Genomic DNA, 21,104 nt, shown 5'->3' with positions numbered 1-21,104 from the left:
ATTGGGCGGTTAGAACTGAATCCTGATGCCGAAGAAAACGTCCCTGGGATTGATATAATGCGACCAATCGTTCCAGCCCACATCGATATAGGGCTTGTCGGCGCTGGGACCTTCACCGAGTTTATCATTGCCTTTCTGCTCGCCCTTTTCCCAGGGAAAATGGAGGGAATCGACGTACTTGTTCCAGTAAAAGGGGTTGACGTACCCTTTGTAATTAAAAACATTGCGCATCTGCATGAAAAAGCCGAAGCGCTTGCGGGCGAAATCGAATCGCTTTTCGAGTAGAAGGTCCGTGTTCCACCAGTCGATCGAGGATGCCCAATGCTGCTCACTCAGCATGGCATCGGGATTGAGGAGTTCCTTGCCGCCGGCCGACCAGCCTTGCAGAACATTGAGCTGCCAGTTGCCCAACGGCCGGATGCCGGCGAAACGAGGCCCGAAATCAGCCGGTGACTTGAAGGTGAGATCAATGGTGATCGAAGGCACCGGGTAGCCACGCTGCTGGGTGGTGTTTTCGCGCTGCTCCCGCGCCAGCTGCCGGTCTTCATAGATGTAACGCAGGCCGGTGAAGCCGGTGCTGCGCACCATGTATTCTGCGGTTACATAGCCATACCACCAGGTGCCCTGGCGTTTTTCGAGGCGCAACTCCAGGCCGCGGATGTCCGCGTAACTGTTGTTGGCCCAGGTCGAGACCTCGCTGGCTTCATCAATTGCCACAATGTCCTGACGGCTGAGCTGGTTGGTGACATCCTTGTAATACCCCATGAAGCGCAGCAGCATGGACTGGGCGAAGCTCTGCTCGATTCCGATTTCATAGGCCACCGTTCGCGGCCACTCCGCACCGAGATTGGGAAGCTCCGCGCCGCTGCTGCGCGGCCGGACCGTGTAGAGATAATCGGTCTGCGGCGGCTGGTAGAAATGGCCATAATTGAAAAAGATCTTGCTCGAAGCCGTCACCGGATGCGATATGCCGAGGCGCGGGCTGAAATAGAGCTTGTAGGCCTTGTCCTTGGTGGTGAACTGGCTGAAGCTGTTGCCTGCCGCCTGGAAGGCGAGCATGTTATAAGGCAGTTGACTGAAGATGAACTGGGGACTGAGATTGTAGGGCGAGGTTCCCGGCTGCAAGTAATCCATGCGGACGCCGAGGTTGGCGATCATGCCCATATACTCGAGCTTGTCTTGCACATAGGCGCCCACCTTGACGGGGGACTGGTTGTAATACCACCAGTTCTCGGGGGCTTCCGTATAGGGCTGGGTGGTTTGCCCATGGTTGATTTCACGGCGTTCCTTGAAAGTGGTGTAATCCATCTCGAAACCCGTTTTCACCTCGTTATGTCGGTTGATCTGCGAAACCAGGTCCCCACTGAAACGCACACCCCAATAGCGGGAATGGTCCTGGCCGCGTCCACCGCCCGACATCAGAAAATCGCCGAGGATGTCATACTTCTCGGTGATGGAGCCGATCTTGCTGCCGACATAGCCCCAGGGAGCCTCGTCATACCATTTGTTACCGATTTTTTTGATGCCGGTGGTATCACGCAGGCCGATCGGTTCCTGCACGATGCGGTAATTGGTGTATTCAATCCGCGCATCGTAATAGGTTTGCGGATTGAGCACATGCGTGAGGCTCAAACCGCCGCGGTACTGCTGGACATTCACCGGATTGAAGGAGGCATCGTTCCAAATGTAGCGCCAGAAAAAGGCATTGCGCGCATACTCGTTGCCCTCCCGCGTACCGGTGATGATGCCGGTCGAGCCCTCGTAGATCGTACCGGAAACACCATTCAATACCATGTACTGATTGTTGAAGGAGAGTTTCATTTTGGGTGTGAGATTGGTTGTCAGCTTGAGCAGGGTGGTGCTGGCGACCGAATTGTTGCGGCTGAAGGGATACATCAACTGCAGATCCTCGTAGCGTTGGGAGGCCAGAAAGGCGATCCCGGTCTTCGGGATGGGGCCGCTGATCGAAATATCGCCAATGTAATCGGGTTGATCCGCATATTTGCGGATGCGGTGCTGCCACTTCCAGATCTCCAGCGCTTCCTGCGGGGTCACATCGTTGTTGGGATCCGGATCCGCGGCGAACTGGCGCGCCACCTCATTCCAACCGACAAAGGTGAAAGGATAGCGGCCAGCGTTCACCATCGCCTGTGTCACTCCGGTAAAGGCATCCGGCCCGGCATAGGTGCGCCAGAAGGGGCCGTCGATACTGAAGGGACTGGCGCCAAAATGCTTCCGCGCCGGGGGACTCATGCGCAGATCGGCATTGACCGAATAGCGGTCAAGGCTTCCTTCCTTGGTGATGACGCTGATCATGCCCGAACGAATGTCACCGTACTCGGCATTGAAACCTCCGGTGAGTACCTCGATCTCCTTGATCGCCGTCAGGCTGAGAGTGGTCAGCGGCTGCTGGTTGCGCTCGTTGCGCGTTGACAAACCATCAATAACGATGTCCGTCTCCTCCAGGCCACCGCCGCGGACGATGAGTCCCGTGCCATCCGTGCCGGCAGTGAGATTGATGCCGGCCTCGGTCGACAACAGCTGCTCGAGATTCTCCAACGGCCGGCTCTGGATCGCCTCTTCCGAGACGATCACCTGACTGGAGGAAATGTCCCGCTGGATCGCCGGCCGCGTGGCTTGCACCACCACCGTCTCCCCGGCGATAGCCTGCTGCGGCAAGGTGAAATCCGCGTTGGTCGTCTGATTGATATTGACGACCAGATCCTGCAGCACCACCGTGGCATACCCGACCAGCGAAGCCTGAAGCCGGTATGTGCCGGGCGGAACATTGATAATGAAATAGTAACCGTCAGGATCCGTAACCGCTCCCAGACGGGTTTCCCTGATCATCACATTCGCGCCAGGAAGCGGCTCTTTCGTCGCCCGATCCATGACCCGGCCGCTGATCTTGCCCGTTGCTGCGGCCTCGAGGCCATTCGCAGCGATCAAGATCAGAAGAAGGATGATAAGGAAAGGAACCGATTGTTTGAGGCCTCTCATGTCAATGACTCCTTTGTTAGGGTACACGGGCCCCGCACGCCCACAGGCGCGGGGGTACCACTGATCGCCCCTCACTCGATACGATACCGATCAGGAAGTGTCATCACCTCCATTCTTTGGCTACTGAATATCCTTTTCCCACCCAGCATTTGAAAATTCATCAGGATGATTGGAATGCACCAGTACCCAGCGACCATCGTTATTGCGGTCCACAAAGACGAATTGCGTGCTGCCGTTCAGACCATAAGTCCAGATCTCAACCGGCTTGCTATAGCGCGTGCTGGAGGCATTGCGCTCGATCTCCACCGGAGCCCCATAGCGCAGATAGATGCGTGCCATGTCGGACTGGAGCCCTCCCTTGAAACGGCTCCGGGCCTCCGCAAGCCGTGCGAAATAACCGGTCATGAATTCATTCTCCGGAGTCTCCGGCGTCGGATCTTTCTCCTGCCAGAAACGGAGAAGAAACTCCTGCTTGCCCTTGATGTCCAGCTTTTTAAAGAGTGTAATCTCCGCCCGCGAGGCGATGAAACTCAACTGTTCCAGGTAGCGCTTCTGATCCTCAGGCGTCATCGGCAGCTGGGCCACCTCTCCGGCTGCACGGCCGCGCACCGTAAAGCCGCGGCTGGCAGCCGCACTGGCGCCCGAGCGCTGCTCCGTCACGGTGAGCTCGAGCCGGTACGTGCCGGCGGGAATGCCGGCGAGATCGAACTTTTCCACCCGCGCCGTGTTGGCCTGTACCACGGGTAATCCCGCTCTCTCTTCCGTGCGCAGCGCTCGACCCGAAAGATCAGAGAGGGTGATGTGCAAGGCGTAGTGGTTCGAATCCGCACCAGCAACCGCATCCAGATGATTGATCTCGAAATAGAAAGAAGCCCTGGCCGGGGAGGCGGAGCCGCCGCAAGCGTGCAGCGGATCGGGCAGCATGAGCACACCGCCGCGCAGGAAAGTGGGATCGCTGTTCTTCTCTGGCCGAAGGATGGAGCGGACGAAGAGCAGGTCGCTCACCGACAGGCCTTCCCCAAAATCACGCACAGGCAGCCTCGTCTCGATCCGTCCCTCCCGGTCGCCGCCGGCCTCCCGGACCGTCATGCGCACGTCAACCGTATCGCCACGGAGTTCGCATCGTTTCAGATCCAGGAAGGTGAAGAGGCTTTCAGCAGAGGCTTTCAGGCGGCGCTGTTCATGCCACGCCGCCAGGATCCCGGAGGAACGCGACACCTCGAGGTCGATCTGAAGGATGGCACTGTCGCCTGATGCATCGGGCTGCAAAAGGATGGCATAAGGGAATTCGAGACGGGTCCGGCCGTCCGCAGCAGCAAACTGGCAGGCATCGAGGTAAAAGGGAAGTGTGCCGCTGCTTCTGATCGGCGTCGTGAAAGGATGCACCGGTTGCGCACCCAAGCTGGCAGCCAGAGCCATCAGCACCGCCAGGCCGATCCATAACCGGAGCAGCAGGATTTTTGTGGGTCTCTTCATCTCGGCCGCCCGCTAATATCCATGACCAGATGAGCGGTGGCCGCCCGCCGATTCTTCCAGCACCAGCCCGCCGGCATCATCCAGGGTGACAACAGCCGTCAGATTCCGCGGCCGGTCGGGATGGATGCCTTTGCAGCGGGCATGAAAATAACCGAGGAGCTGCAGCAGCGGCATATAGAGGAACGGATTGAATAGATCGCCAAATCGACTGGGGACCGCAAAGTTGTGGTCGACAAAAGGCGCTTCGAGCGATCCGGCCGCAGCGTGCAGGAGCGCCACCTCAGCGCCGAGTTTTTTCATGTCGGCGGCAACCCGCAGCTCCAGCGCACGGCCCGAATCCGAAAGCAGCACCGTAATCAGGGTTTCCTCCGAGACGACCGACATCGGGCCGTGGCGAAATTCCAGCGCATGGTAGCATACCGATGGCGAAATCGACATCTCTTTCATCTTCAGGGAGGCTTCGTTGGCGAGCCCGAGATAAGGACCCTGCGCCAGGAAGACAAAATCGGAGGAGGGTCTGTCGGCCACCGCAGCAATCCTGGATTGGCTGTCGGCGATCAGAGCGGCGCAGGCTTCGGGAATCAGTTCCAACAGGGCGAGCCGCTGCTCCTGGCCGGCCGCCTGCAGGCCGAGATAGAGGATGCCCAGCAGCATCGTGGTGAACGATCCCGTCATCACGACGCTGCGTTCGGCTGGAAAGGGAAAGGTCAGACGAAGATCGCCCTCCCGCATCAGGGGCGAGGCGGCGTCACAAGAGACCGAGAGCACCGGCACCCCATACTTGGATCGCGCCTTTTTTACGGCGCGGAGGGTTTCGGTGGTGGTGCCCGAGCGCGAAATGGCCACGAGCAAAGGCTGCTCATGGCGGTTGAATACCAGCTGGGGATAGATGAGAATCTCGGAAGCAGGCACGGCGCGCGTCCGCAAGCCGGTCACTAGCTCAAAGAGGGCCGCTCCCGTTTGTGACAGATAATAGGAGGTCCCGCACCCGGTAAAAATCCAGACGCGCTGTTGATGCTCGTCAAGCCATCCCCTCATCTCATGCCTGCGCCTGGACATATCGGCCATCGCTTCCCGCCAGATCTCCGGCTGACGCATGATTTCCTTAAAGGTATGGCCATCCTGAAACTGGGTCAGATCCATTTCATTGCATCCTTTCAGGCAACAATGACCTCGATCCCCAGAACGCGCAGCCGCTGCAGATCAGTTTCCGTAATCCGACTGTCGGTGATGATCTTGTGGGCCTCTGTTAGATCAGCGATCACGCCCATGCTCTTGCGTCCAAATTTGGAATAATCGGCGGTTACAATAACCTGCGTCGCCGCCCGCACCATCAGCCGGTTGATGTTGGCCTCCAGCAGATTGGGCGTCGTGAAACCATACTCGAAATTGATGCCGTCCACTCCGAGAAAAAGCTTGTCGGCTGTCAGTCGGGCCATGGCGTTCTCAGAGAGCGGACCAACCAGGGAGAAGGATTTTTCCCTCACCGTGCCGCCGATCAGGATGACCTCATTCTCGCTCCCTGCCAGCTCCGAGGCGATGTTCACCGCGTTGGTGATGATGGTGATCCCCTTGCGGCTCTTCAGCTGCCGGGCGATGGCCATGGTAGTTGAACCGGAATCCAGGATGATCACATCACCCTCCTCGATGAGCTGCAGGGCGGCGCGCGCAATGCGCTCCTTCTCCCGGGTGTTCAGGCGCTCCTTCTCGGTCAATGCCAGATCGAGCACTGAAGGATTAGCGGCGATGGCGCCGCCATGCACGCGATGCAGCGAACCGCGGCGTTCGAGGATTTCCAGGTCTTTGCGAATGGTTACCGGGGAGGTCGAAAATCGGGTGGAGAGTTCCGATACAAGGATACGGTGATGTTGTGAGAGGATTTCGAGAATGGCATTGCGCCGTTCTTCATTTAGCATGATAAAATCCGGCGAAAAAAGAAAAGATGTTTCAAATCATTGTGGTTTAGGCCTTGCTAAGTTACGATATATTTCTTTTTATGATTTATCCTTTCGTTTTAATATACACATTCCATTTTACCATGCAAGTGTTTTTTTTGATTTTTTAATTAAATTCTGCTGAGGGGAAAGAAAAAGGGGAGCCAGGCGAGGCTCCCCTGCGGGGGATTAGATGGGAAAAGCGGCGCCGATCATCAGACGCGGCATCAGCACCGGTCGGCGGATAAAATGGTCGGATTCGTCGGGGGCATTCCAAGCGGCCTTTGACTGTCTCCAGGGTGGCCACCGCCGTCCTGCTGTCGAAGCGATTTACTCCTTGAAATTGAGCTTGACTTCCATCCTGTCGTCGTCCTCGAGGCCCATACGCTTGCTGAGGATCTTGAGATACTTTTTGTGTGCGGCATCGGACTGCTTGATACCGTTGACGACAAGTTCTTTATCGGTCAATTTGAATTCCACCGCGCCACCGCCCTTGATGATCCCGTCGTTGAGAAGCTCCTTGCGGATCTTCTCGCTGATACGGTCATGCTTGGTGGTATGCTGGCCACTGGTCTCCGGCCTGCCGATCATGGTCACCCGCTTTTTGACCGCTTTCGTGTGTTCACCGGTCGAGTCGGATTCATCCACTACCTTCAGGTGGATGATCCTGTGGAGGCTGTCCCCGGTGCCGGATTCCAGGTGGATGGTCTTGCCCTCATCCTCCTGCACCGTCCAGAGTGCCACATTCCTCTCTCCCTTTTTCACCCGGACGTTGACCTGCTTGTGGGTGCTATCGCCACTTGTCTCGATGGTGAAAACCTTGGGCTGATCATCTCCCTTCCATGATTCTAGCTCCTGGACGATCATCTCGTTTTTGAGCGAGTCCAGCGTAATTTCCTTGCCATCCCGGGTCACCGAGACAGCTTTGCCGTCCTTCATCTGGATGATATGTCTGTGTCCTTTGCCCGTGTCGATCAGGATCAGTTTATCCAGCTGATCGACGCAAGAGTCGGCTGCAGTGACCGTGACCACCTTTTCGTCGTCGCCGCTCTTCTCCACCCGCACCTCGATCTTTTCGGTTTTTTTCTTGTGATCATCGGACAGGGTGATGGCCTTGCTGATGCCTTGCAGGGGCACGAGCACCAGGCCGAGTCCGATCAGAACTACCATTGCGACCATTTTTTCTCGCAAATCCATGGCATTCTCCTTCATGGTATAGAGCCGTTCGATCCTTGTTTTCAGTTCACCCGCTGCGGAGGGGAGCGGCGTTGGTGCAGCCGGCCGGACCCCCAGATTCTGCAGCTCCAGCAGAGCGCGGGCCAAATGGATGGGGCAGCCGCACTGTTCAATTGCAAAGTCATCACAGCAAAATTCCCGCTCCGCGCGCATGCGCGCCGAGATCCACCAGAGGGCAGGATGGTAAAAAAAGAGAGTCTCCATCAGGGTTTGCAGCAGGTTCACATCAAGGCGGCGCTACCGTCCCGGCCGGCAGCGCCGGTCAGCGCGAAGAACGTGAAACCCGATGCCGTAATCCAGAACAAGATCGCAGCCACGCACCAGCCATAGCGCTGGCGTGCCGTTTGATTCCGACTCAAGCGCAGCGCGGCGGCCAAAGCGAGAGCAATGAGCGTCCCCTGCCACAGCGAATGCAGCAGGGTCAATCCCAAAAGGTTAATCCAGGGAGTAGCCACCAGTGCGAACAGCTTCATTTCTCACCTCGCTCCATTTCATCGAGCCACTGCCGCAACTGGCCGATCTCCATTGCCGTGGGCTTGTGGCGCCCGTAGGCCTGCATCACCAGGTTCATCGCCGAGCCGGAGAAGGCCGCGTTGATCAATTTGGCAACCAGCCGCTCCTGGACCTGCTCCCGCACCAGATTGGCGCGGTAGAGGTGGCTCCGGCCCCGCACCGAGCGCAAAACCAATTTTTTCTGCGCCATGATCTGCAGTAGCTTCAGCGTTGTAGTGTAGCCGACCGGACGTTTCTCCTGTAATCTGGCGTTGACCGCCCGGACTGTTGAAGGCCCAGCCTGCCAGAGGATCTGCAGGATCTCCAACTCGGCCTGAGTCGGATCCGTTGTTTGATTCCTCGCCATTTCCGGCTCTCCCAAAAAAACTGATGTTCAACCCTTTAACGGACAGCTCGCCTCCGTACAGGCCTCGAATCGCACCCCTTCAACCATGACTCGTGCCCACCCGGCCAACGCGCTCACTTCCGCGCTCGCCACAACTCGCACCCTTGTTACAGCTGATTATACGCTTTCAATTACGAAAGGTTTCGTAATTTGGTGCTTTTCTACGAAGTTTTTCGTACTAATAACTGTTACCTTCTGGAAAAGCTCGGAAATGAAGTCGAAATCCCGCAGGGTTTCCGTGACGTCCCGCAAAATCCGAGTTCCACCCGCATATACTTTTTAAAAAAGCATGCCTCATCCGTATCGACCAAACCGTAATAGACCGCCATCTAGGGATCTCGAGAAACAGGTGAACCAGTATTATTCGGGGCAATAGGCGGGAGTCAGATTTCGGGGGAAGGCCTCGGCAGGGTTCCTTCTTGCAGTGTTCATTCCTGTTTTGTACACTGTCACAGAATAACCGTACAGCACAGCAACCCTGAGCCATCCAGGCTGGACCGGTTGAAAGCGCGGATTGGGATGGCCGGTGAGGGCGGTTACGCGCACCTTGAACACCGATTCCGAACTCAACCGGATCCTCGCCGGGCACGCCGGGAGCACTATCGTCTGCCTGGGTTGCGGCCTCGACACGACTTTTTTCAGGATCGACAATGGCCGGCTCCGCTAGTACGACATCGATCAGCCCGCGGTGATTTCCGTCCGGCGCCGGCTGCTGGAAGAGATGGACCGCTCGATAGCCCACGCCGGATTGGTACTCGAGAAGCCGACCTTTGAGAAAATTTCAGCCGGCACGGAGGTGGTGGTTGTGGCCTTTGGGCTGCTCTGCTATTTTTCCGAAGAGCAGGTCACGTGAATCGTGGAAAACATCACCGCCCTGGCCGGCAAGATCGCCTTGATCTTTGATTACTGTTCTCAACTTGGCGTGGCCATGAGGAACAAGTTGTTCCTGAGCGGCAGCATCGGTGTCCGAATGGAGTGGTACGCCAATAGTAGCCGTGATGTCGGCGCCCTGTCGCTCCGCCTGACCCTCCTTGCGAATTACCTCTTCTTTAAGAATATCAAGCCCTTGTTCAAGGGCCAGCAGGCGCGGTATACGCTGTAGCCGGATCAGAACCAGATCAGCGCGACCGCGACCGTCGAGCTGAATGCGGATATAGTTTGACCCGGCAGGGAGAGCTGTATTCCATTTGACCTTGCCCATCCGGAAGCGTTTGTAGATACAGGAAAGCGCAGAACAGGGGCTTTACCGGCTGGTATGGCGCGTTTTACGCGTCGGCGCGGCGGAGAATGGATCTTCGGGCCAGGGATGCTTGGGATAGCGCGTGCGCAGCTGTTTGCGGATCTCGGGATAGGTATTTTTCCAAAAGCTGCGCAGGTCCTGCGTGACCGCCAGCGGCCGGGCGGCCGGCGAGAGCAGATGAAGGGTGAGTGGGATGCGGTCGCCGCCGATGCGCGGGGTCTCGGTCAGTCCGAAAAGCTCTTGGAGCTTGACCGCAAGAACGGGATAGCCTTCCGCTGGATACTCGATCGGGATGCGTGAGCCACTTGGAACCGTCATCTGCGCGGGGGCGAGCATTTCGAGCTCGTGGCGCTGCGCCGGTGTCAGGCGGGCGCGCAGGAGGTCAACCAGATGCAGCTTTTGCAGCTGTTCGAGCCGCATCAGGCCCCGGAGGTGCGGCCGCAGCCACTCCTCCAGTTCGTCCAGCAAACTGGCCTCGTCAAATGTGGGCCACTCCGGGCGCAAACGGCGGGCCCACTGCACACGTGCGCACAGGCGCCGGGATTCCTTATCCCAGGGCAGGAGTTGCAGACCGGCACGACGGATGCCCGTTATCATCGCTGCGGCCGACGCCTCCGGCAGCGGTGTTATCGCCGTTTCCGTGATGATCAGGGCGCCCAGACGTATCAGCCGCCGCGCCCGAACTCGCTTTTCCGATTCATCCCAGTCCACCACCTCCCCGCTCTCCATTTCCCCCTCGAAGGTGCTGAGCAGCGCCTCGCGGCTCAAAGCCGCCGCCAAAAAGATCTTGCCTGCAGTCGTGCGGCCTGCGCCCGGGCTGACACCGGAGCCGGCATCCGCCTCAGCGACCGCGAGGAATTCTTCACGGACGAGGGGATCGCCTTCCGGCAGGCCCGCTGTGGCGCCATTCGCCAGGAGGTAAATCGCATGGCGATCCGGCCGGCGGCGTGCGATCCGGTCCGGGTAGGCCCAGGCGAGGAGGACGCCCGACGGTCCTGCCACGGGTTCGTCGTCAGCAAGGCCCACCAGCTCGCGCAACCGTTGCTCCTGCGCCGCGATGCGGGCGGCGGAAAAGCTCGCAGCGGCAGGGCTGCGGCGGGTGCGGCCAAAACCATTGCCGCGATCCCGGCGGTAGGCCTCCAAGTGCGCCGCCAGATCGGTCCGGCCGGCGGGGAGGCCGATCGTACCGCCCTCTTCGAGCAGGGCGGCCAATTCACAGGCGGCCGCAGCCCAGCCAGCCTCTTTGGCCTTGAGAATCATATGGCTTAGGCGTGGATGGACCGGCAAGTCGGCCATGAGGCGCCCGTGCGGCGTCAGGCTGCCATGGGCATCCAGAGCACCGAGACGTTGTAGCAGCTCGCGGGCTCGGCCCAGGTGCACTTCAGGGGGGGGATCGATAAAGGCGAGGTGCACGGCGAACGGATCGCCCCAGAGGGCGAGGTCGAGGGCGAGAGAGGCCAGATCGGCGGTGCGGATTTCCGGCTGCGGGAACTCGGGCAGCCGCTCCTGCTCGGCCTCACTCCAGAGACGGAAACAGAGGCCGGGAGCGATACGGCCGGCGCGGCCGCTGCGTTGATCAGCCTGGGCGCGGCTGACCGGAAGGGTGACCAGAGTAGACATGCCGCGACGCGGATCGAAGCGCGCAGTGCGCGCCAGACCGCCGTCGAGGACCATGCGCACTCCGGGAATGGTGAGACTGGTCTCGGCAATGCTGGTCGCAAGAATGACCTTGCGCATCTGCGGCGGCGCCAGCGTCAGCGCCGCTTCCTGTACGCGGACCGGCAGATCGCCATGCAATGGACAGATCAAAATCCCTGTTTGTACCCGCTCCAGCAGGAGCTCCTCGACCCGCCGGATCTCGCGCATCCCCGGGAGGAAGACCAGCAGGTCGCCCTCACCCGCAGCAAGCGCCTGTTCTACCCCCGCGGCGACACGTTGCTCGAAGCTTCGGCCGGGCGCCGGCCGGATGTACCAGGTCTGGACGTGAAAGGCTGCTTCTTCTCCCTGGATGACCGGGGCCTGCGGCAGCAGTCTGGCGAGCGCCAACCCGTCCAGAGTGGCGGACATGATCAGCAGGCGCAGATCCGGGCGCAAATGGCGCTGGACATCGAGAGTGAAGGCGAGGCCGAGATCGGCGTGAAGGCTGCGCTCGTGGAATTCGTCAAAGATCACCATCCCGACCTCCGGCAGCCCGGGGTCGGCATGGAGCATGCGGGTGAGAATACCTTCCGTCACCACCTCGATCCGCGTCGCCCGGCTCACCGCATGGTCGCCACGGATGCGGTAGCCCACCTGCTCACCGGCGCGTTCCCCAAGCTGCAAGGCCATGAACTCGGCCGCGCGCCGCGCCGCCAGCCGCCGCGGCTCGAGCAGGATAATCCGTTTACCCGCCAGCCAGGGGGAGTCCAGCAGGGCGAGCGGCACGCGCACACTCTTGCCCGCCCCCGGCGGCGCGCTCAGAATCACTTGACGCGATTCCGCCAGCGCGGCGCGCAGGGCGGGCAGCTCTTTTTCGATGGCAAAGGAAAGTTGCATGAATGAAGGCCTGATAGCTTGTGAAAATCACGGCGCCCTAAAGTAGGCATAAAAGCGGTATCAGGCAACCAAAATCGCTCCTCACCTCGCGTCGCGCCCACCGGCACAGTACGCGCGCGGACTCGGGTACGATCCAGATCTCTATCCTGCCCAGCTGTGCCGGCGACCCCCGTTTTCGGGGATTCCCTGCCATTTTAAACTCTTGATTCTTTGCCATTGATATTGTAAATTAATTGTTTAATATAGTTCAATCCATGAAGGGCAGAAGGTTGCATGAATATCGACATCAAGAGCCGACTCAAGGATCACGAGGAACGCATCGCCGCCCTGCGGAGGTCCCTTTGACATCGAGACCAAAGAAAACGAAAAGGCCGCGCTCGAGGAGAAAATAACCCAGCCCGGCTTCTGGGACGACAACGAGACCGCTCAGCAGGTGATGCGCGACATCGCCGAACGGCGCAACTGGATCGAAGCCTGGCAAAAACTGGCGCAGCGCGCGGCTGATTTCCGTGAACTCTATGAACTCGCCGAGAGCGAATCGGATGCCGGCGTCCTCCAGGATCTTGAGACGGAGAGCAATGAGCTGGAAAAGGGAATCGCCGACCTCGAGTTCCGCAGGATGCTCGGCGGACCCGGCGACGACAAGAGCGCCATCCTCACCATCCACCCCGGGGCCGGCGGCACCGAATCCCAGGACTGGGCGCAGATGCTGATGCGTATGTATCTGCGCTGGATCGAGCGCGAGGGCTACGAATCGGACATCCTCGACCTTCAGGACGGCGATGAGGCCGGCATTAAAAGCGTCTCCATCGAGGTCAAGGGCGCCTACGCCTACGGCCACCTCAAGGCTGAAGCTGGCGTTCATCGCCTGGTGCGTATTTCCCCCTTCGACGCCAACAAGCGCCGCCATACCTCCTTCGCCTCAGTCTTCGTCTATCCCGAGGTCGACAGCGCGATCGAGGTGGACGTGGACGAAAAGGACCTGCGCATCGACACCTACCGCTCGAGCGGCGCCGGCGGCCAGCACGTCAACAAGACCAGCTCGGCGATCCGAATCACTCACCTCCCGACCGGGATCGTTGTCTCGTGCCAGAATGAACGCTCGCAGCACCGCAACAAGGAGTCGGCCATGAAGATCCTCATGTCCCGCCTCTACCAGCTCAAGCTCGAGGAGCAGCAGGCCAAAATGGCCAAGCTCGAGAGCACCAAACGGGATATCGCCTGGGGCAGCCAGATCCGCTCCTATGTCTTTCATCCCTACAACATGGTCAAGGACCACCGCACCGATCATGAGACCAGCAACATTCAGGCGGTGATGGATGGAGACCTGGATGATTTCATCCGGGCCTATCTGCTCGAGTTCGGCCAGGCTGGAGGGCGATAATGCGGCCGACATGGGCGGAGATTGACCTCGGGGCCATCGCTTTCAACTTGCAGGGCATCTGCCACCGCGTGAAGCCAGCCGGTATCATGGCGGTAGTCAAGGCGGACGCCTATGGCCACGGCGCCCTGCAGGTCAGCCGGGTTGCCCTCCAGGAGGGAGCGGCGTATCTGGCCGTGGCGGTTGTCGACGAGGCCGTGGCTCTGCGCAAGGGCGGGATCGAAGCCCCGATCCTCGTCTTCGGCGGCTTCTCCCCCGAAGATGCCCCCCTCTTCCTCGACTGGGAGCTGGATGCGACTCTCTTCGACACCCGCAGCACCGAACTCCTCCGCCATGCTGCCCAGCAGCGCAACCGGCCGACGCGGGTGCATATCAAAGTCGACACCGGCATGGGGCGGCTGGGAATCCCCTGGCAGGAAGCGGCTGCTTTTGCTGCCGCCGTGCGTCAGGCCGAAGGGTTGGAGCTGACGGGCCTTTATACCCACTTCGCCACCTCCGACGCCTTGGATAAAAGTTTCGCCAACCTCCAGCTGATCCGCTTCAAAACGGTGGTCGAGGCGCTGGAGAGCCAGGGCATCCGGATTCCGCTGAAGCATGCCGCCAACAGCGCAGCGATCCTTGACATGCCAGGTAGCTATTTTGATATGGTGCGGCCGGGGATCATGATGTACGGCCAGTATCCCTCGACGGAGACGACGGAGAGCATCGAGATCCGCCCGGCGATGAGCTTCAAGACTGCCGTCAGCCAGGTTAAAACCATCCTACGCGGTGAGAGCGTCAGCTACGGCCGCACCTTCATCGCCGACCGGCCGACGACCATCGCCACCCTGCCGGTCGGCTATGCCGATGGCTACAACCGCCTGCTTTCAAACCGCGGCGAGGTCCTGATCCGCGGCCGGCGCTGTCCGGTGGCCGGCCGGGTCTGCATGGACCTGATCATGGCCGCTGCCGGAGACGAGGTTCAGGTCGGGGATGAGGCCGTCCTCTTCGGCCGCCAGGGCGACGCGGAGATCAGCGTCGCCTCGATCTGCCAACTGCTCGGCACCATCCCCTATGAGGTGACCTGCTGGGTCTCCAAACGTGTCCCGCGGGTGTATATACACGACAGGTCTGCCTAAACCCAGTGATTTGAGGAGCCATGGAACACCAGGAAGAATTGAATGATCTGATGAAAGTACGCCGGGCCAAGCTCACCCGGCTGCAGGAGCTGGGCATCAATCCCTTCGCCTACACCTTTTCACGCGATATCACCGCCCGGGATATACTCGATCGCTTTGCGGAACTCGAGGAGAAGAGCGTCTCGGTGGCCGGCCGGGTTCTGACCCTGCGCAGCATGGGCAAAGCCGCTTTCGCCGACATCGCCGACGCCTCGGGCAAGATCCAGATCTACGTCCGCCGCGACCAGGTCGGGGATCAGGCCTATGAGGTCTTTGATCTCACCGACATCGGTGACCTGGTCGGGGTCACTGGCACGGTCCATAAAACCCGCACCGGCGAAATCACCATTTTTGCCCAGAAATTCGAGCTGCTCACCAAGAGCCTGAGGCCCATGCCGGTGGTCAAGGAGCGCGTCGAGGAGGGGCAAACCGTCACCTACGATGCCTTCGCCGACACAGAGCTGCGCTACCGCCAGCGCTATCTCGACCTGATGGTCAACCGCGACGTGCGCCAGACTTTCATCGCACGCTCGCGTATCGTCAGCGCCATGCGCCGCTACCTCGACGCTCGCGGCTATCTCGAGGTCGAAACCCCGGTTCTGCAGCCCCTTTACGGCGGCGCGGCGGCGCGGCCTTTCGTGACCCATCACAACGCCCTCGACATGAACCTCTATCTGCGCATTGCCGATGAGCTTTATCTCAAACGGCTCATCGTCGGCGGCTTTGAGGGCGTCTATGAGATCAGCAAGGATTTCCGCAATGAGGGCATCGACCGCTCCCACAATCCCGAATTCACCATGATGGAACTCTATGTAGCCTATCAGGATTACCATTTCATGATGGGCCTGGTCGAGGAGATGGTCGGAACGATCACCGCGGAAGTGTGCGGCGGCACTAAAATCTCCTACCAGGGGCAGGAGCTTGATTTCACCGCCCCCTGGCCGCGTGTGCGTATGTTCGAAGCCCTGCAACGCTACACGGGGATGGATCTCTACGGCAAGAGCCGTGACGAGCTCTATGCCGCCGCAAAGGCGCTGCACTGCGAGGTCGAGCCCTTTATGGAGAGCGGCAAAATCCTCGACGAGATCGTCAAGGAGAAGGTCGAACCCCATCTCATCCAGCCCACCTTCCTCTGCGACTATCCGGTCGAGCTTTCGCCCTTGGCCAAACGCCACCGCGATGATCCCCGGCTGGTTGAGCGCTTCGAGGCCTTTGTCGCAGGACGGGAAATCTGTAACGCCTTTTCCGAACTCAACGATCCCATCGACCAACGCAGCCGTTTCGAGCAGCAAATGAAGGCGAAGGCGGCCGGAGACGAGGAGGCCCAGCTCCTGGATGAGGATTTCCTGCGCGCCCTCGAGCATGGCATGCCGCCGACGGCAGGGCTCGGCATGGGTATCGACCGTCTGACGATGCTGCTGACCGATGCGCCTTCGATCCGGGATGTCATCCTCTTCCCGACCATGCGGCCGGAGCTGTAAGGCGATCTCTATACCCCGAAACCGGAAAAGAGCCCGATCATGAATTATGAACTCTTCATCGCCCTCCGCTATCTCAAATCCAAGCGCAAGACCGGCTTCATCTCGCTGATTACGTATATCTCGATCGCGGGGGTGATGATCGGCGTGGCAGCCCTTATCATCGTCCTATCGGTGATGAACGGCTTCGAGACCGAGGTGCGCTCGCGCTTCATCGGCGTCGACGCTCATTTGCACGTGCGCACTTTTCACGACCGCGGCGTCGAGAACTGGCAGGGATTGGAAAAACAGATCCAGGGCGAACCGGAGATCGAGGCGATCTCGCCCTACATCTTCAACAAGGGGCTGGTCAAGTCGCGCGAAGCCACCACCGGCATCCTGGTGCGCGGCATCGATCCCGCAACCGCTGTCAAGGTGACCGACATCGGTAAAAACATCAACTATGGCGCCTTGCAGCTCGGGCCGGTGACTGCTGAGAATGAAGCCGCCCTGCCCGGGGTCCTCCTCGGTTTCAATCTCGCCGATAAACTGGTGGTCACCCTCGGCGACAAGATTACCATCGCCAGCTTCGCCAACGTCACCCAGTTCGGGCAAATGCCGCAGATGATGCAGTTTCGCGTCTCCGGTTACTTCCAGACCGGCCTCTTCGAGATCGATGACAATTTTGCCTACATTTCGATCGAGTCCGCGCAAAAGCTCTTCCGGATGGGCGACAAGGTCTCCGGCCTCGAGGTCAAGCTCGATGATTATGAGAAGGCCGAGACTGTCGCCAAAAGGATCACCAACAAACTGGGCTACCCCTACCGGGTGGTCACTTGGCAGGACATGAATCCCAATCTCTTCGCCTGGATGAAGATTGAAAAATGGGCGGCCTTTCTCATCCTCAGTCTGATCATCATGGTCGCCGCCTTTAACATCATCAGCACCCTGATCATGATGACGATGGAAAAAACCAAGGAGATCGGCATCCTCAAGTCAATGGGGGCAACCACCGGGAGCATCCGCCGCATCTTCACCTTTGAGGGGCTCTTCGTAGGCATCTCCGGCACCCTTCTCGGAAACCTCGTCGGCTACGGTCTTTGCTGGGCGCAGCAGACCTACAAGCTCTTCGCCCTGCCTTCAGATGTCTATATCATCAGCTGGCTGCCGGTATTGATGAAATGGAGCGACTTCGTGATGATCAGTGTTGCGGCGGTGCTGATCACCTTCGCCGCTTCGGTTTATCCCGCGGCCCATGCCGCCAAACTCGATCCAGTGGAAGCCCTGCGCTATGAGTGAAATCCTGCTGCATACTGAGAATATTCATAAAAGCTACCCCATGGGGCGTTCCTCCCAGCTCGAAGTGCTCAAGGGGATCGATCTGGAGATTGTCGAAGGGGAGATTATCACCATTATCGGCCCCTCGGGGGTCGGCAAGAGCACCTTGCTGCACCTGATCGGCGGGCTCGACCGGCCGTCGCAGGGGCGCGTGCTGATCGACGGGAACGACATCTCGGGATTTGACGACACCCGGCTTGCCCAGTTCCGCAACCGCACCATCGGCTTTATCTTTCAGTTTCATCACCTCCTACCCGAATTCACCGCCCTGGAGAATGTCATCCTGCCGGGGCTGGTCTCCCGGCAGGAGCGGCGCGCCTTGCAGAAACGGGCGTTGGCGTTGCTCGAGCGGGTCGGCCTCTCCGGCCGTGTCCAGCATCGTCCGAAGGAACTCTCCGGCGGCGAGCAACAGCGGGTGGCGGTGGCGCGCGCCCTGATCAATTCGCCGCGGCTGCTCCTGGCGGATGAGCCCTCCGGAAACCTCGACACTGAATCGGCCCAGAAGCTGCACGATATGCTCTGGGAACTCAGCCGGCAGCTGCGACAGACCCTGGTGGTGGTGACCCATAACCGCGACCTGGCCGACCGTTCCGACCGGATCATCGAACTCTATAACGGCAGGATCAAGACCATCACCTGCAACCACTCAAATAAAATTGTTTGATATTTTGCGGTGAGTTCACTATTTTTACTTAGGCGTGGCATGGGGTTTGTAGAGTTGCATCATGAAGGCTCAGGTCCGGCAGTAAATATCCCTTTATGCCTTGATTAATCAAGACTTAATAGCATTGCCAATATGGCAGATCCGGGACCGTTGTCATCATTCGCGGACAGGTGTCTCATGGAGGGCCGATCGCACGCCAGCCATCGGAATCTCCGGTTTCCGCAGCCCTGACAGAGCAGGAAAAAGACCTGATCGTTGACCAGAGAGAAGGTGGAGTCACCCCATGAAAAATAATTTTTCCAGTCGCGTCCAGATGGTCATCCAGTTTGCGCGGGATGAAGCCTTGCGTCTTGGACATGATTATATCGGCACGGAGCATCTGCTCCTCGGCCTGATCCGTGAGGGTGAGGGCGTGGCGGTCGAGATTCTGCACGCACTCGGGTGTGATCTCGAAGAGATCCGCGCCGCACTGGAGGATGCGGGGCGTATCGCCGGCGACACCATGACCGTGGGGAACATCCCTTTCACCAAACGCGCCGAGAAAATCCTCAAGAACGCCTACATGGAAGCCGATCATAACAAATCGGATATCATCGGCACCGAGCACCTCCTTCTTGCCCTGGTCAAGGAGAAAGAAGGCCTGGCTGCGCAGATCCTCAAAAGCTTCGGGGTGACCTACGAGGCGGTGACCGAAGAGCTCGAACGCATCCTGCAGGGCTCCGCCAACACCGCCGCCCAAAGCGAGAGTCAGCAGCAGAAATCCCAGACTCCGGCCCTCGACCACTTCGGCCGCGACCTGACCGAACTGGCGCGCCGCGGAGAGCTCGATCCCATCATCGGCCGCGAAAAAGAGATCCAGCGCGTCGCCCAAATCCTCAGCCGCCGCAAAAAGAACAACCCCGTCCTCATCGGCGAACCCGGGGTCGGCAAAACCGCCATCGCCGAGGGACTGGCCCTGCGCATCGTCGAGAAAAAGGTGCCGCGCATTCTCCATAACAAACGCGTTATCACCCTCGACCTCGGGGCGATTGTCGCCGGCACCAAGTACCGCGGCCAGTTCGAGGAGCGCATGAAGGCGATCATGAACGAACTGATCAAAACCCGCGATGTCATTCTCTTCATCGACGAGCTTCATACCATCGTCGGCGCCGGCGGAGCTTCCGGTTCCCTCGACGCCTCCAACATGTTCAAACCAGCCCTTTCGCGCGGCGAGCTCCAGTGCATCGGCGCCACCACCCTTGACGAGTTCCGTCAGTATATCGAGAAAGATGGCGCCCTCGAACGCCGCTTCCAGAAAGTGATCGTCGATCCCCCCAGTCTTGACGAAACCTTCGCCATCATCAAGGGGCTGCAGAGTCGCTACGAAGCCCACCACCGCGTCCGCTACACGGACGAGGCGATTCGCGACATCGTCAAACTCTCGGACCGCTATATCACCGATCGCTTCCAGCCCGACAAGGCCATCGATGTCCTTGATGAGACCGGAGCGCGCGTCCACCTTGCCAATATCGTCGTGCCGCGCGATATCAGCGATCTCGAGGAGCAGATCAAGCGCGTCCGCACCGAAAAGGACCAGGTGGTCCGTTCGCAGAATTTCGAAAAGGCGGCCATCCTGCGCGACCGTGAAAAACAGCTGCTGCGCGAGCTGGAGGTGAGTAAAAAGCGCTGGAACGACGAACAGGATTCGGCTTACGCCCGGGTCACCGAGGAGGACGTTTCCGAGGTACTGGCGATGATGACCGGTATTCCGGTGCAGCGCGTCGCCCAGTCCGAATCCGACCGCCTGCTCAACATGGGCGTCGCCCTGAAAAAGCGCATCATCGGCCAGGACCCCGTCATCGACATCCTCAGCCGTGCCATCCAGCGCACTCGAGCCGGGCTCAAGGATCCCAACCGGCCGATCGGCTCCTTCATCTTTCTCGGCCCGACCGGGGTCGGCAAGACCCAGTTAGCCAAGGAGCTGGCCAACTATCTTTTCGAGAGTGAAGATGCCCTGATCCGTATCGATATGTCTGAGTTCATGGAAAAATTCGCCGTTTCGCGCCTCACCGGAGCACCTCCGGGCTATGTCGGGTACGAGGAGGGCGGCCAGCTCACTGAAAAGGTGCGTCATCATCCCTATTCGGTTGTGCTCTTTGACGAGATCGAAAAGGCGCATCCGGATGTATTCAACATCCTGTTGCAGATCCTCGATGAGGGCCACCTGACGGATAGCCTCGGCCGCAAGGTCGATTTCCGCAACACGGTGCTGATCCTCACCAGCAACATCGGCGCCCGTCAGATCAGCAAGGGCGGCGGTCTCGGGTTCAGTAAAAGCGATGAGGGGGCCGATTACGAATCGATGCGCGAGCGCCTGATCGAAGAGGTCAAGCACGTCTTCAATCCCGAATTCCTCAACCGCGTCGATGATATCGTCGTCTTTCGTCAGCTCAACCGCAACGACATGCTCGCCATCGTCGATATCGTCATCAACGAAATGCTCGGCAAGGTGGCGGACCGCAACATCAGTATCGAACTGACCAAGGGCGCGAAGGAGTTCATCGCCGAGCGCGGCTTTGATCCCAGTTTCGGCGCCCGTCCCTTGCGGCGGACCATTCAGCGCCACGTTGAGGATGCGATCGCCGAGGAGCTGCTCAAGGGCCATTTCAGCGATGGCAGCGTTATCCGCATCCGCAAAAAAGGCGACGGTCTGGACTTTATCGATGCCCGCGAGGTCGCCAGCAGCGTCGACGGCAATGATACCGCCGGAGAGACCTCCAAGGAATCCTGATCCCATAGTCCCCTTGAT

Annotated in this window: 17 protein-coding genes; 9 read left to right on the top strand and 8 right to left on the bottom strand. The window is 59.3% G+C overall.

Annotation, left to right across the window (positions count from 1 at the left end):
• Nucleotides 1-9: 9 nt before the first annotated feature.
• From PLH32_03795 to PLH32_03765, 7 genes are all read right to left on the bottom strand, one after another.
• On the bottom strand, nt 10-3,000 hold the full coding sequence (locus PLH32_03795; protein ID HQJ63713.1) for a TonB-dependent receptor: 2,991 nt from the start codon (nt 2,998-3,000) through the stop codon (nt 10-12).
• Between the two features lie 120 nt (nt 3,001-3,120).
• A complete protein-coding gene (locus PLH32_03790; GenBank protein HQJ63712.1) occupies nt 3,121-4,476 on the bottom strand; it encodes a GWxTD domain-containing protein in 1,356 nt (451 codons plus the stop codon).
• Between the two features lie 12 nt (nt 4,477-4,488).
• Nucleotides 4,489-5,619 (bottom strand): SIS domain-containing protein, encoded by a 1,131-nt coding sequence (locus PLH32_03785; GenBank protein HQJ63711.1) that lies wholly within the window; start codon nt 5,617-5,619, stop codon nt 4,489-4,491.
• Nucleotides 5,620-5,633: 14 nt separating this feature from the next.
• The gene (locus tag PLH32_03780) at nt 5,634-6,392 is read right to left on the bottom strand and encodes a DeoR/GlpR family DNA-binding transcription regulator (GenBank protein ID HQJ63710.1); all 759 of its coding nucleotides are present in this window, start codon (nt 6,390-6,392) and stop codon (nt 5,634-5,636) included.
• 348 nt (nt 6,393-6,740) lie between these two features.
• Entirely contained in the window at nt 6,741-7,871 is a 1,131-nt protein-coding gene (locus tag PLH32_03775; GenBank protein ID HQJ63709.1) for a M56 family metallopeptidase, read from the bottom strand.
• A complete protein-coding gene (locus PLH32_03770; GenBank protein ID HQJ63708.1) occupies nt 7,868-8,119 on the bottom strand; it encodes a hypothetical protein in 252 nt (83 codons plus the stop codon). The genes PLH32_03775 and PLH32_03770 overlap by 4 nt, the downstream gene beginning before the upstream one ends.
• Nucleotides 8,116-8,505, bottom strand: a complete 390-nt coding sequence (locus tag PLH32_03765; GenBank protein HQJ63707.1) for a BlaI/MecI/CopY family transcriptional regulator — start codon at nt 8,503-8,505, stop codon at nt 8,116-8,118. The genes PLH32_03770 and PLH32_03765 overlap by 4 nt, the downstream gene beginning before the upstream one ends.
• 565 nt (nt 8,506-9,070) lie before the next feature.
• Between PLH32_03765 and PLH32_03760 the strand changes: the two genes are divergently transcribed.
• The 3 genes from PLH32_03760 to PLH32_03750 are packed head-to-tail and all read left to right on the top strand — an operon-like array spanning nt 9,071 to nt 9,646.
• The gene (locus PLH32_03760; GenBank protein HQJ63706.1) at nt 9,071-9,211 is read left to right on the top strand and encodes a class I SAM-dependent methyltransferase; all 141 of its coding nucleotides are present in this window, start codon (nt 9,071-9,073) and stop codon (nt 9,209-9,211) included.
• Nucleotides 9,212-9,232: 21 nt separating this feature from the next.
• Nucleotides 9,233-9,397 (top strand): hypothetical protein, encoded by a 165-nt coding sequence (locus tag PLH32_03755; protein HQJ63705.1) that lies wholly within the window; start codon nt 9,233-9,235, stop codon nt 9,395-9,397.
• Nucleotides 9,398-9,400: 3 nt separating this feature from the next.
• The gene (locus tag PLH32_03750; GenBank protein ID HQJ63704.1) at nt 9,401-9,646 is read left to right on the top strand and encodes a hypothetical protein; all 246 of its coding nucleotides are present in this window, start codon (nt 9,401-9,403) and stop codon (nt 9,644-9,646) included.
• A 141-nt stretch (nt 9,647-9,787) separates the two neighbouring features.
• Here PLH32_03750 and hrpB read toward each other — a convergent pair whose 3' ends face one another.
• Nucleotides 9,788-12,319 (bottom strand): ATP-dependent helicase HrpB, encoded by a 2,532-nt coding sequence (gene hrpB / locus PLH32_03745; GenBank protein ID HQJ63703.1) that lies wholly within the window; start codon nt 12,317-12,319, stop codon nt 9,788-9,790.
• A gap of 273 nt (nt 12,320-12,592) precedes the next feature.
• Between hrpB and prfB the strand changes: the two genes are divergently transcribed.
• The 6 genes from prfB to PLH32_03715 all read left to right on the top strand — a co-directional run bounded on the left by prfB (nt 12,593) and on the right by PLH32_03715 (nt 21,086).
• A protein-coding gene (prfB, locus tag PLH32_03740; protein ID HQJ63702.1) for a peptide chain release factor 2 occupies nt 12,593-13,703 on the top strand; the annotation gives its coding sequence in 2 pieces (ribosomal slippage) (nt 12,593-12,649 and nt 12,651-13,703; 1,110 coding nt in all).
• A complete protein-coding gene (gene alr, locus PLH32_03735; protein HQJ63701.1) occupies nt 13,703-14,818 on the top strand; it encodes an alanine racemase in 1,116 nt (371 codons plus the stop codon). Before prfB ends, alr begins: the two co-directional genes overlap by 1 nt.
• 20 nt (nt 14,819-14,838) lie before the next feature.
• Complete coding sequence (lysS, locus tag PLH32_03730; protein ID HQJ63700.1) at nt 14,839-16,338, top strand: lysine--tRNA ligase; 1,500 nt, start codon at nt 14,839-14,841, stop codon at nt 16,336-16,338.
• Between the two features lie 39 nt (nt 16,339-16,377).
• Complete coding sequence (locus tag PLH32_03725; protein HQJ63699.1) at nt 16,378-17,613, top strand: lipoprotein-releasing ABC transporter permease subunit; 1,236 nt, start codon at nt 16,378-16,380, stop codon at nt 17,611-17,613.
• On the top strand, nt 17,606-18,316 hold the full coding sequence (locus PLH32_03720) for an ABC transporter ATP-binding protein (GenBank protein HQJ63698.1): 711 nt from the start codon (nt 17,606-17,608) through the stop codon (nt 18,314-18,316). The genes PLH32_03725 and PLH32_03720 overlap by 8 nt, the downstream gene beginning before the upstream one ends.
• A 283-nt stretch (nt 18,317-18,599) precedes the next feature.
• Nucleotides 18,600-21,086: an ATP-dependent Clp protease ATP-binding subunit gene (locus PLH32_03715; GenBank protein HQJ63697.1), complete on the top strand. Its 2,487-nt coding sequence runs from the start codon at nt 18,600-18,602 to the stop codon at nt 21,084-21,086.
• Nucleotides 21,087-21,104: the final 18 nt, after the last annotated feature.

The sequence above is a fragment of the bacterium genome, from assembly GCA_035419245.1.
Lineage (GTDB): Bacteria > Zhuqueibacterota > Zhuqueibacteria > Residuimicrobiales > Residuimicrobiaceae > JAKPUX01.
The sequence above is the reverse complement of the archived record's forward strand: the minus strand, read 5'-3'. Positions and strand labels throughout refer to the sequence as shown.

Bases quoted from the DNA above. Each gene is read 5' to 3' on its own strand.
- PLH32_03770 (HQJ63708.1), bottom strand. From the start codon at position 8,119: ATGAAGCTGTTCGCACTGGTGGCTACTCCCTGGATTAACCTTTTGGGA.
- alr (HQJ63701.1), top strand. From the start codon at position 13,703: ATGCGGCCGACATGGGCGGAGATTGACCTCGGGGCCATCGCTTTCAAC.
- PLH32_03785 (HQJ63711.1), bottom strand. From the start codon at position 5,619: ATGGATCTGACCCAGTTTCAGGATGGCCATACCTTTAAGGAAATCATG.
- lysS (HQJ63700.1), top strand. From the start codon at position 14,839: ATGGAACACCAGGAAGAATTGAATGATCTGATGAAAGTACGCCGGGCC.
- PLH32_03795 (HQJ63713.1), bottom strand. From the start codon at position 3,000: ATGAGAGGCCTCAAACAATCGGTTCCTTTCCTTATCATCCTTCTTCTG.
- hrpB (HQJ63703.1), bottom strand. From the start codon at position 12,319: ATGCAACTTTCCTTTGCCATCGAAAAAGAGCTGCCCGCCCTGCGCGCC.
- PLH32_03720 (HQJ63698.1), top strand. From the start codon at position 17,606: ATGAGTGAAATCCTGCTGCATACTGAGAATATTCATAAAAGCTACCCC.
- PLH32_03790 (HQJ63712.1), bottom strand. From the start codon at position 4,476: ATGAAGAGACCCACAAAAATCCTGCTGCTCCGGTTATGGATCGGCCTG.
- PLH32_03780 (HQJ63710.1), bottom strand. From the start codon at position 6,392: ATGCTAAATGAAGAACGGCGCAATGCCATTCTCGAAATCCTCTCACAA.
- PLH32_03765 (HQJ63707.1), bottom strand. From the start codon at position 8,505: ATGGCGAGGAATCAAACAACGGATCCGACTCAGGCCGAGTTGGAGATC.
- PLH32_03725 (HQJ63699.1), top strand. From the start codon at position 16,378: ATGAATTATGAACTCTTCATCGCCCTCCGCTATCTCAAATCCAAGCGC.
- PLH32_03715 (HQJ63697.1), top strand. From the start codon at position 18,600: ATGAAAAATAATTTTTCCAGTCGCGTCCAGATGGTCATCCAGTTTGCG.